General features: G+C 58.0%; 12 protein-coding genes. 2 read left to right on the forward strand and 10 right to left on the reverse strand.

Going from position 1 to position 11373, the window contains the following annotated elements:
* Positions 1–22: 22 nt before the first annotated feature.
* The 9 genes from rlmC to nfsA all read right to left on the reverse strand — a co-directional run bounded on the left by rlmC (position 23) and on the right by nfsA (position 8450).
* Positions 23–1150, reverse strand: coding sequence for a 23S rRNA (uracil(747)-C(5))-methyltransferase RlmC (gene rlmC, locus WFO70_RS09515; protein ID WP_337015827.1), 1128 nt, complete (start codon positions 1148–1150; stop codon positions 23–25).
* Between the two features lie 40 nt (positions 1151–1190).
* Entirely contained in the window at positions 1191–1679 is a 489-nt protein-coding gene (locus WFO70_RS09520; protein WP_337015828.1) for a YbjO family protein, read from the reverse strand.
* 59 nt (positions 1680–1738) lie between these two features.
* Positions 1739–2584 carry a putrescine ABC transporter permease PotI gene (potI, locus tag WFO70_RS09525; RefSeq protein ID WP_337015829.1) on the reverse strand — a complete coding sequence of 282 codons (846 nt, stop codon included), beginning with the start codon at positions 2582–2584 and terminating at the stop codon, positions 1739–1741.
* Positions 2581–3531 carry a putrescine ABC transporter permease PotH gene (gene potH, locus WFO70_RS09530; RefSeq protein WP_337015830.1) on the reverse strand — a complete coding sequence of 317 codons (951 nt, stop codon included), beginning with the start codon at positions 3529–3531 and terminating at the stop codon, positions 2581–2583. The genes potI and potH overlap by 4 nt, the downstream gene beginning before the upstream one ends.
* Positions 3532–3540: 9 nt before the next feature.
* Entirely contained in the window at positions 3541–4674 is a 1134-nt protein-coding gene (gene potG, locus WFO70_RS09535) for a putrescine ABC transporter ATP-binding subunit PotG (protein WP_337015831.1), read from the reverse strand.
* Positions 4675–4770: 96 nt separating this feature from the next.
* Positions 4771–5883 carry a spermidine/putrescine ABC transporter substrate-binding protein PotF gene (gene potF, locus WFO70_RS09540; protein WP_231312782.1) on the reverse strand — a complete coding sequence of 371 codons (1113 nt, stop codon included), beginning with the start codon at positions 5881–5883 and terminating at the stop codon, positions 4771–4773.
* A 349-nt stretch (positions 5884–6232) separates the two neighbouring features.
* On the reverse strand, positions 6233–6709 hold the full coding sequence (locus WFO70_RS09545) for a YbjN domain-containing protein (protein ID WP_337015833.1): 477 nt from the start codon (positions 6707–6709) through the stop codon (positions 6233–6235).
* Positions 6710–6752: 43 nt separating this feature from the next.
* Entirely contained in the window at positions 6753–7655 is a 903-nt protein-coding gene (gene rimK / locus WFO70_RS09550) for a 30S ribosomal protein S6--L-glutamate ligase (protein WP_337015834.1), read from the reverse strand.
* A gap of 72 nt (positions 7656–7727) precedes the next feature.
* Positions 7728–8450 carry an oxygen-insensitive NADPH nitroreductase gene (gene nfsA, locus WFO70_RS09555; protein WP_337015835.1) on the reverse strand — a complete coding sequence of 241 codons (723 nt, stop codon included), beginning with the start codon at positions 8448–8450 and terminating at the stop codon, positions 7728–7730.
* 180 nt (positions 8451–8630) lie between these two features.
* Here nfsA and WFO70_RS09560 point away from each other — a divergent pair, with 180 nt between their 5' ends.
* On the forward strand, positions 8631–8900 hold the full coding sequence (locus WFO70_RS09560; protein WP_337015837.1) for a GrxA family glutaredoxin: 270 nt from the start codon (positions 8631–8633) through the stop codon (positions 8898–8900).
* A gap of 13 nt (positions 8901–8913) precedes the next feature.
* On the opposite strand, the gene WFO70_RS09565 is transcribed toward WFO70_RS09560, so the two are convergent.
* Positions 8914–9303 carry an inner membrane protein YbjM gene (locus WFO70_RS09565; protein ID WP_337015838.1) on the reverse strand — a complete coding sequence of 130 codons (390 nt, stop codon included), beginning with the start codon at positions 9301–9303 and terminating at the stop codon, positions 8914–8916.
* A 272-nt stretch (positions 9304–9575) separates the two neighbouring features.
* On the opposite strand from WFO70_RS09565, the gene WFO70_RS09570 reads away from it, so the two are divergent.
* Positions 9576–11261, forward strand: coding sequence for an aspartate:alanine antiporter (locus WFO70_RS09570; protein ID WP_039029554.1), 1686 nt, complete (start codon positions 9576–9578; stop codon positions 11259–11261).
* The last annotated feature ends 112 nt before the right edge of the window (positions 11262–11373 follow it).

Genomic DNA, 11373 nt, shown 5'->3' on the forward strand with positions numbered 1-11373 from the left:
CAAAACCGTAGGCCCCAGCGGTTCAGGACTTAATCAACAGCGTCAGCACTTCATAGTGCGCAGTATGGGGGAACATATCGAACAGCTGCACGCGCTCGACGCGGTAGCCGGGCAGATCGCGGAGATCTTTCGCCATCGTCTGGGCATTGCAGCTGGAGTAGATAATAAACGGCGGGGCCATCTGGCTCAGGTAGTCGCACAGCGCCTTGCCGATGCCGCGACGCGGCGGGTTAACCAGCACCAGATCCGGCACGTTGCCCTGGCCGGTGGCGAACTGCGTCGAGTCGAGCGCCTGGAAGCGCAGGTTCGTTAACCCCAGCTCGCTGGCCGACTGGGTAGCGCAGGCAATGGCCTCGGCGGAGATTTCGATCCCGGTCAGCTTCATCTCCGGGGTGGCGCAGTGCAGACCAAAGCCGCCGACGCCGCAAAACAGATCCCACATATGGTTAACCGGCAGCTGACGCACCCAGTCGCGCGCGGTGGCGTACAGCTGGCTGGCGACGGTCGGGTTGGTCTGGAAGAAGCTTTTCGGGCGGATCCACAGCGGCACGTTGTTAAACCGTTCCGCCAGCGCCTGGGCCTCCGTGAGGAAGATCTCCTCCTCGCCCTCCATGATCGCCATATGCACCGGCTGGATGTTGGCGGTAATCACCTTCAGCTGCGGCAGTTGCGCCTGCAAACCCGGCAGCGCCGCGCGCAGCTGGGGCAGCTTGGCGTCGGATCGCAGCACGAAGCGCAGCATCATTGCGCCATCAAGCTGGCTTTCGGTGAGCAGAATGTACTTCAGCTCTCCGCGCTTGCGCTCCACGTTATAGGGCGTGAGGCCCGCACGAGCAATAAAGGGTTTCAGGGCGGCAAAGACCGGGGCGAACGACGCCGGATAGAGCGGGCAGTCGGTCAGATCGACAGGGGTGCCGTCGCGGTGCATCATCCCGAGGAGCGGTTTTTCGACGCTGCCGCTGACCACCATTTTGGCTTTATTGCGAAACGCCTGCTCCGGCCCGCTGACCGGCGCGCACCACTCCGCCACCGGCAGGCCAGACAGTAAAGCCTGCAGATCGGTCATTTTGGCGGAAAGTTGAGAAGAGACCGGCTGCTCTATCCACTGACAGGAGCGGCAGCGACCGGCGTCATAGAGTGCGCACTGCATAACGAAACCTTAATACGTCTGGGGGCAGCGATTATACACGTTATTGCAGACGGAAAAACCGTCGGCTGGCCGCGGGGACAAACAGCAGGCCAAGCACCAGCATGTCGGGCAGCTTTTGCATCACCAGGGTGCGGAAAATCTCGCGTTTTGACTCGCCGGGGATGCTGAACAGTTCCGGATAACCGTAGCCCAGCGACGCGGCCCACAGATAGCCGGTGGCGACAACCTGGGTCAGCAGGTAGACAATCCGCGCCCAGTTACGCCCTTTTACCAGCGAGAAGGCGCAGAAGATCTCGATAAACACCAGCATCAGGCTGGCGAAGAAGACCAGCGTCAGGTTCCATGTCTGGACGCTGCGGTGAATGAACTCGCCCATGCCGCGCACGCCCAGGGTATTGAAAATCATAAACACATCGAGGCAGCGGATCATAATAATGGCGAGCGCCGCCACCTGCACCAGAGCAGGAACATTCAGGCGGGCATGTGACCGACTTGTTTTAGTGAAAAATCCCAACGTGATGTCTTCCATGAAACGATGCCGCGATAACGCGGCATCTCAATTACGCTTCTTTGCAGATTTTAGGCGCTTCAGCCACGCCTTGCACGCTGGATATCGCGCTGTCGCTGTTTTTCAGACCGCGCCATCAGATACCAGGCAATCAGGCCGATGATGCCGACCACGCCCAGAATCAGGGTCGCCAGGGCGTTGATCTCCGGGTTGACCCCCATGCGCACCCTGGAGAAGACCAGCATCGGCAGCGTGGTCGCCCCCGGGCCGGAGACAAAGCTGGCGATCACCAGGTCGTCCAGCGACAGGGTAAAGGCCAGCAGCCAGCCGGAGACCACCGCCGGCATGATCATCGGCAGGGTAATGATGAAGAACACCTTCAGCGGCGTGGCCCCGAGATCCATCGCCGCCTCTTCAATGGAGTGATCCAGCTCGCGCAGGCGCGAGGAGATGACCACCGCCACATAGGCGGTACAGAAGGTGACGTGGGCCAGCCAGATGGTGAGCATGCCGCGATCCGACGGCCAGCCGATGGCGTGCCCCATCGCCACAAACAGCAGCAGCAGCGACAGGCCGGTGATAACGTCGGGCATCACCAGCGGGGCGGTGATCATGAAGGCAAAACCGTTGGCACCGCGGAAACGGCCAAAGCGCACCATCACCACCGCGGCGATGGTGCCGAGGATCGCCGCCATCGTCGCCGCGCAGGCGGCAATGGTCAGGCTGAGCCCTACCGCGCTGATCATCGCCTCGTCATGGAACAGCTCGCCGTACCAGCGCGTGGACCAGCCCGCCCACACCGTCACCAGCTTCGAGCTGTTGAAGGAGTAAATCACCAGCATCAGCATCGGGGCATACAGGAAGGTAAAACCTATCACCAGGATCAGGATCCGCCACGGCGAGCGCACTACCGGTAAGTTGTTCATCCGTGATCTCCCATCTGTTTCTGCTGGTACTTGTGGAACCACATGATCGGCACGATCAGCAGGAGCAGCATCACGATCGCCACCGCCGAGGCCACCGGCCAGTCGCGGTTATTGAAGAACTCCTGCCACAGCACCCGGCCAATCATGATGCTGTCAGGGCCGCCGAGCAGTTCCGGGATCACGAACTCCCCCACTGCCGGAATAAACACCAGCATTGACCCGGCGATAATCCCGCCTTTGGTCAGGGGCACAATCACGGTGAAGAAGGTTTTCATCGGACGAGCACCGAGATCCAGCGCCGCTTCCACCAGCGAATAGTCGATGCGCGTCAGGGCGGTGTAGATCGGCAGCACCATAAACGGCAGATAGGCGTACACGATGCCGATATAGACCGCCAGATTGGTATGCAGAATGGTCAGGGGCTGATCGATAACCCCCAGCCACAGCAGGACGTTGTTCAGCACCCCGTTGTTCTTCAGGATCCCCATCCAGGCATAAACGCGGATCAGGAACGAGGTCCAGGAGGGCAAAATCACCAGCAGCAGCAGGATATTACGCGTCGACGGCTTGCTGTGCGCCACCGCCCAGGCCAGCGGGTAGGCCAGCAGCAGACAGCAGAGGGTCGAGATCGCCGCCACCTGCAATGACTGCAGATAGGCCTCAAAATAGAGCGGATCGTCGGTCAGCTGCAGGAAGTTGCCCAGGTTGAGCATGATCGACAGCTGGCTGTCCCCCCACTCCACCAGATCGCTGTAGGGCGGGATCGCCCGCGCCATCTCTGCCAGGCTGATTTTAAACACAATCAGGAACGGCAGCAGGAACAACAGGATCAGCCACACGTAAGGCAGGGCGATCACCAGCTTGCGCCCGTGGGCCATCTGCATGCGGGTCAGCCAGCTGGTATCAATGCCCGCCGCTACGCGGGTCGCAGGTTCAGGTTTGCTCATCGCCGCTCCTTATACCGTCAGCACAACGCAGCTGTCCGCTTCCCAGCACAGACGCACTTCGTCGCCCCAGGTCGGCAGCCCTTTGCGGTAGCGGTAAGTGTTCTGCAGCTGGGCGCTGATCATCTGCCCGCTCTTGAGACGCACGTGATAGATGGAGAGATCGCCGAGATAGGCAATGTGCACCACCTCCCCCACCGCAAAGTTGTAGCCGTCGGCGGGCGGGGCATCGCAGAGGGTGATTTTTTCCGGGCGCAGGGCTACGTACACGGGCACGTTGTCCACCACCGAATTGTCGGCCGCGACCTTCAGCGGGTGGATCAACCCCGGGGAGTCGAGCACCAGCCCGTCCTCTTCACGGGCTTTCAGCAGCCCCTCGAAGACGTTCATGGAGCCGATAAACTCAGCGCTGTAGCGGGTGGTCGGGTGCTCGTAGATCTCTTCCGGCTCGCCAATCTGCACGAACTTGCCGCGGTTCATGATCGCGATGCGTCCGGCCATGGTCATCGCCTCTTCCTGGTCGTGGGTCACCATCACGCAGGTGGCCCCCACACGCTCGAGAATATCCACCACCTCCAGCTGCATGCGGTCGCGCAGTTTTTTATCCAGCGCCCCCATCGGCTCATCCAGCAGCAGCAGCTTAGGCCGCTTCGCCAGGCTGCGGGCCAGGGCCACACGCTGACGCTGGCCGCCCGAGAGCTGGTGCGGTTTACGCTTCGCGAACTCCTGCATATGCACCAGGCTCAACATCTCGGCGACGCGGGCGGCGATGTCGGCCTTCGGCATTTTGTCCTGCTTCAGGCCAAAGGCGATGTTCTGCTCCACGGTCATGTGCGGGAACAGGGCGTAAGACTGGAACATCATATTGATAGGACGCTGATACGGCGGTACCTGGGAGAGATCCACGCCGTCGAGCATTATCTGCCCGGCGCTGGGCTGTTCAAACCCGGCCAGCATACGCAGCAACGTCGATTTCCCGCAGCCAGATGCGCCCAGCAGGGCAAAAATTTCACCTTTGTAGATAGTCAGGCTGACATCATCCACGGCATTCTGACCATCAAAGGATTTGGTCAGGTTACGGATTTCCAGCAGCGGGGTCAGCGCTTTACGGGTTTTCGCCTGCGGGCGGGGGATCGCGTCGTTCACGGGGTGCTCTCCGGCATCAATCAAACTGGTGCAGGCGCACCAGAACGGTGCGCCTGTTGCCGGGGGCGGTACGCTTACCCGGCCTACGAGGAGCGGTTATTTACCGCTTTTCACTTTGGTCCACGCACGGGTGCGGACGCGGTCGATTTTCGGCTCCTGAACGCTCAGGGTGAACATTTTGGCGCGCACGTCAGCTGGGGGATAGATGCCCGGGTTATCACGCACTTCAGCGCTGACCAGCGAGGTCGCCTCTTTGTTGCCGTTGGCGTAGAAGACGTGGTCTGAGATATGGGCAATAACGTCCGGACGCAGCAGGTAGTTCAGGAACTGATAGGCTTCGTCTTTGTTTTTCGCATCGGCAGGCATCGCGAAGACGTCAAAGAAGGCCATTGCCCCCTCTTTCGGGATCGAATACGCGATATTCACGCCATTTTTCGCCTCTTTGGCGCGATTCGCCGCCTGGAGCACATCCCCTGCCCAGCCGATGGCGACGCAGATATCACCGTTCGCCAGATCGTTGATGTACTGAGACGAGTGGAAGTAACGGATATTTGGACGTAGCTTCAGCAGCAGGTCGGTGGCCGGGCCGGTGTAGTCATCCGCTTTGGTGCTGTTAGGATCCTTGCCGAGGTAGTTCAGGACGGTGGCAAATACCTCTTCCGGGGCATCGAGGAACGACACGCCGCAGCTTTTCAGCTTCTCGAGGTTCTCTGGCTTCAGCACCAGATCCCAGCTGTTCACCGGCGCATCGGCACCCAGCACCTGTTTCACTTTCTCGACGTTGTAGCCAATACCGGTGGTGGCCCACATGTACGGCATGGCGTATTTGTTGTCCGGATCGTGTTTGGCGATGAGTTTCAGCAGCTCGGGATCGAGGTTTTTCCAGCCCGGCAGTTTGCTTTTATCCAGCGGCTGGAACACGCCCGCAGAGAGCTGGCGCTCAAGGAAGCTGGCTGACGGCACCACCAGGTCGAAGCCGGTGCTGCCCGCCATCAGTTTGCCTTCCAGCACTTCGTTGGAATCGAAGACGTCGTAGACGACTTTAATGCCGGTCTCTTTTTCGAAATTCGCCACCGTGTCCGGGGCGATATAATCAGACCAGTTATAGATATGCAGCGTTTTTTGTTCAGCAGCAAGGGTGCCGGCAGAGACCGCCATCAGAGCACCTGCAACCAGACCCGATAACCATTTTTTATTTAAAGCGATCATAGCGGTAATCCTTCTGAAAGCGCGTTAACAAACGCACCAAAAATGAACACTCTTAGCCTATGCAAGAAACGTGCATAATTTATCACTCTGTCTGCAGCAGAAGATGTTACTCGGGTGGCAGTATCTGCTCGCATTTAACAGCATCGCAAGAATAAACTGTAGCTTGTCTCCGTAGCTATAGCTCAGATTAAAAAACGCCTTTTAACAATTTTTTATGCAGTAAATGTCTATGTGATAAGCCGAATTGGCAGGATGGCGGTGAATAATTCTTTAAAGAAAGGTTAAATGCAGCAGAAACGCGGGGGTTATGCAGCCGCCACGACAGCGACTGCCTAAAAGTCAGACAGCTTTAGTGCAGAAAATTGCCCGAAGATTCAGGCTGCTCAGCGCCCTCTTCGGTGTTGTACAGCAGATGATGGGCGCTGGCTTCAAGCATCACCATGGAGATCTGCTCTTCGCTCTGCTGAACGAACGCCGCGAACTGCGGGAAAGTCAGCCCAACGGCTGCGGATAAAGACTGGCAAACCACCAGCTTTGGCAGATTATCATCCTGTATATCGAGAAATGCTTTCACCGTCAAAGAACTGGCATTGATGGCCGACAAATCCGATGCTAACGCCAGCAACGCTGAGGGTTTGACCTCCGCCAGCGCGGAAAAAAGAATGACGTCGTTAATCAGATCGAGCTTGGCATCAAACACACCGTCAAAATTTTGCATGTGCGGCAGGTGCAGCGCCTGGCAGGTGTCGCATTCGAAAAAGCTGACGCCCATGTTGTCGAGCCAGTGACGCAAGGTATCAAGTGTCGGTACTACAAGTGAATCCATAACGGTGGAACCTCTTAAAAAATAACTGTGCGTGTCAGGTCGGTTATCCGCCCGTTTTCAGGCAAAACTCCGGCGTGGCCTGGCGCTCTATCCAGCCGATCATCTTCCCGGCGATATCCATCCCGGTGGTTTTCTCAATGCCTTCCAGCCCCGGTGAGGCATTCACTTCCATCACCAGCGGCCCGCGATCGGCACGTAAGATATCGACCCCGGCTATATCGAGCCCCAGCGTCTGGGCGGCCTTAAGGGCGATCTCCCGCTCGCGGGCGGTGATCTCGACCACCCGGGCAACGCCGCCCCGGTGCAGGTTGGAGCGAAAATCGCCCTCTTTGGCCTGGCGTTCGATGGCCGCAACCACTTCATCGCCCACCACCAGGCAGCGAATGTCGCGCCCTTTCGCCTCCTGGATGTACTCCTGCACCAGAATGTGCGCATTCAGGCCGCGAAACGCATCGATCACGCTCTCTGCCGCCTGACGGGTTTCGGCCAGCACCACGCCAATCCCCTGGGTGCCTTCCACCAGCTTAACCACCAGCGGCGCACCGCCCACCATCTCGATCAGATCGCTGGTGTCGTCGGGGGAGTGGGCAATGCCGGTGATCGGCAGGTCGATCCCCTGACGGGCCAGCAGCTGTAAAGAGCGGAGCTTGTCCCGCGCCCGGGTGATGGCTACGGATTCATTCAGCGGATAGCTGCCAAGCAGCTCAAACTGGCGCAGCGCGGCGGTGCCGTAAAAGGTGATGGCCGATCCAATGCGCGGGATAACCGCGTCAAAGTGCGGTAGCTGACGCCCTTTATAGTGAATGGAGGAGGCCGCCGGGCTGATATTCATATAGCAGGACAGCGGATCGAGGATGTCGACCTGATGGCCGCGCTGCTCCGCCGCGTCACGCAGGCGTTTACACGAATAGAGCGTTCCATCCCGGGACAATATGGCAATTTTCACCCTGCACCTCTCAGACATAATCCGGTAAAAGCCTGCGTATCATACACGCAGGCAGGCGCAGGATGAATGGACTTATCGCGTCGCCCAGCCCTGTTTATGCAAATAGTCGAGAATAAACGGACGGTTTTCTTTGATGATGGTGCGCCGGATATGGTCGCTCCAGGTGTCGCGACGGTTATTGGTCGCGCGGCTGAGGTAGTAGTTCGCCAGCTCCTCGTCGTACTGGGCCAGCACCTCTTGATCGACCGGCTGGTAGTGGTTTTCATGCACCACCATCGCCGCAGGCAGGCGCGGCTTGACGTCCGGGTTATCCGCAGGCCAGCCGAGGCACAGGCCAAACAGCGGCAGAACGTGCTTCGGCAGCTGCAGCAGTTCGGTCACCGCCTCAATGCTGTTGCGGATGCCGCCGATGTAGACGCCACCCAGCCCCAGCGACTCCGCCGCGGTCATCGCGTTCTGCGCCAGCATCGCGGTATCCACCACGCCGAGCAGCAGTTGCTCAGCCAGACCAAGCTGTGCCTCAGGGCAGATTTGCAGATGGCGGTTGAAGTCGGCGCAGAAGACCCAGAACTCCGCCGCCTGGGCGACATGCTGTTGCCCGCCGGTAAGCGTCACCAGCTGTTCACGCATCGCCGGGTCGGTGATGCGGATAATAGAGCTGCACTGCAGGAAGCTGGAGCTGGAGGCCCCCTGCGCGCCGGCAATAATGGCCTCGCGCTGGGCATCGCTGATGGGTTCCTGGGTAAAATGGCGGATGGAGCGGTGGGAACGTAGCAGATCAATCACTGGCGTCATCTTGTCTCTCTTTTCGGGCGTTACTGATATTTTGCCAGTATAGGCAAAGAAAAGGAGGCTGTAATTGGCCAAACATAGCCTGAAGATATCAATGTAACAGGCAGAACCTGCTTTTAATTACCGACAGTTATCGGCAATATAGCGTCATTCGCCGTCTGGCTTAGTTTCAGGAGAGAAAACATGTTTGCAGTGATTTTTGGACGTCCGGGTTGCCCTTACTGTGTGCGCGCAAAAGATCTGGCAGAAAAACTGACCGCTGAGCGTGACGATTTTAACTATCGCTACGTGGACATTCATGCCGAAGGCATCAGCAAAGCCGATCTGGAAAAAACTGTCGGTAAACCGGTTGAAACCGTTCCGCAGATTTTCCTCGACCAGAACCACATCGGCGGCTTTACCGATTTTGAAGCCTACGCCAAAGAGCACCTGGGGCTGTTCGCTGCCCAGTAAGCCTTTCACGCCCTCACTCTGAGGGCGTTTTTACTTTCTCGCGGCGGTTCTCCAGCGCCCGGCGCACAAACAGAAAGAACAACGCTCCTAACGCACACCAGAAAACGCCACTCAACAGCCAGGCCAGCTCCTGCACCAGCGAGCGCGACGAGATAAACATCATTCGCATTACCACCAGGCAGACCGGCGCGGCGAGGATCGCCCCTATCAGCGGCCTGATCACCTCTCCGCCACGGGAGAAGAAGCTGGCTGCGATGCCCGGTAAGATGAAGAAGAGTAATCCCAGTCCAGGGTAACCAGCGGATATAAACGCCCCCCTCACCTTAAACGTCAGACAGACGCAAACCGCGGTGAACAGTAAAAAGCAGCACGCCACTCCAGACCAGTTACGTTTAATATTCAACCTATCCCCCTGTCATTGCGGACTAATACTTTTTCGTCCTTCGGACGCCAATTAGTTGAGTCTCCCGGCATTCCTTGCCAAAATCAGCACGGCATTACGTCATCGCTATCAACGGTGATATTTGTTAAAAATTAACTAATAGTTTGATATTACTTTGTGGGATATATTATAATACGCGGTCAGGAGTGTTACTCCTTCTCCTACAGTGCAAAACAGTAGCCTAAATATCCCACCCATTCAACCACTTACTGGTAAACGAAAAGTTATCCTCCGTGAACATAAACGTCGCAGAATTGTTAAACGGGAATTACATCCTGTTATTATTTGTGGTACTGGCTCTGGGTCTTTGCCTGGGTAAATTACGTCTCGGGTCGATCCAACTCGGTAATTCTATTGGCGTTTTAGTCGTTTCGTTATTATTAGGCCAGCAGCATTTCAGCATTAACACCGACGCCCTGAATCTGGGCTTTATGCTGTTTATTTTTTGTGTCGGCGTCGAAGCCGGACCCAACTTTTTTTCTATTTTCTTCCGCGACGGTAAAAATTATCTGATGCTGGCGCTGGTGATGGTCGGCAGCGCCCTGCTCATCGCGCTGGGTTTAGGCAAACTCTTTGGCTGGGATATCGGCCTGACGGCGGGGATGCTGGCCGGGTCGATGACCTCCACGCCGGTGCTGGTGGGTGCCGGGGATACGCTGCGCCATCTCGGGCTGGATAACGCCCAGCTGTCGCTGGCGCTGGATCACCTCAGCCTCGGCTATGCCCTGACCTATCTGATTGGTCTGGTGAGCCTGATTGTCGGCGCGCGCTATCTGCCAAAATTACAGCATCAGGATCTGCAGACCAGCGCCCAGCAGATCGCCCGCGAGCGCGGTCTGGATACTGACAGCAAACGCAAAGTCTATCTTCCGGTGATCCGCGCCTACCGCGTCGGCCCGGAGCTGGTGGCCTGGGCGGATGGTAAAAACCTGCGCGAGCTGGGGATCTATCGTCAGACCGGCTGCTATATCGAACGTATTCGCCGCAACGGCATTCTGGCGAACCCGGACGGCGACGCGGTGCTGCAGATGGGCGACGACATTGCGCTGGTGGGTTATCCGGATGCGCACGCCCGTCTCGATCCCAGCTTCCGTAACGGCAAAGAGGTGTTCGACCGCGACCTGCTCGACATGCGCATCGTCACCGAAGAGATCGTGGTCAAAAACCACAACGCCGTGGGCCGCCGCCTGGCGCAGCTCAAGCTGACCGATCACGGGTGCTTCCTTAACCGGGTGATCCGCAGTCAGATTGAGATGCCGATTGATGACAACATCGTTCTGAACAAGGGCGATGTGCTGCAGGTGAGCGGCGACACGCGCCGCGTGAAGACCGTCGCCGACCGCATCGGCTTTATCTCCATTCACAGCCAGGTGACCGACCTGCTGGCCTTCTGCGCCTTCTTTATCGTCGGCCTGATGATCGGGATGATCACCTTCCAGTTCAGCAACTTTAGCTTCGGTATCGGCAACGCCGCCGGTCTGCTGTTCGCCGGGATCATGCTCGGCTTCCTGCGAGCCAACCACCCGACCTTCGGCTATATCCCGCAGGGCGCGCTGAACATGGTGAAAGAGTTTGGCCTGATGGTGTTTATGGCAGGCGTCGGCTTAAGCGCGGGCAGCGGCATTGGCCACAGCCTGGGTGCCGTAGGCTGGCAGATGCTGGTGGCCGGGTTGATCGTCAGCCTGGTGCCGGTGGTGATCTGTTTCCTGTTCGGCGCCTACGTGCTGCGCATGAACCGCGCGATGCTGTTTGGCGCGATGATGGGGGCCCGCACCTGTGCGCCCGCGATGGAAATCATCAGCGATACCGCACGCAGCAACATTCCCGCGCTGGGATACGCAGGCACCTATGCCATCGCTAACGTGCTGTTAACCCTGGCGGGGACCTTGATCATCATCATCTGGCCGGGGCTGGGGTAAGGGAGAAATTTGCGCAAGGGCGAAAAAAATTCGCGATGTGCCGAACTTTTCTGCCAGACGTCAGTCATAACTATTGCCACTGCTTTTCTTTGATGTCCCCAATTTGTGGAGC

Source organism: Leclercia sp. AS011 (assembly GCF_037152535.1).
In the GTDB taxonomy this organism is placed as follows: Bacteria; Pseudomonadota; Gammaproteobacteria; order Enterobacterales; family Enterobacteriaceae; genus Enterobacter.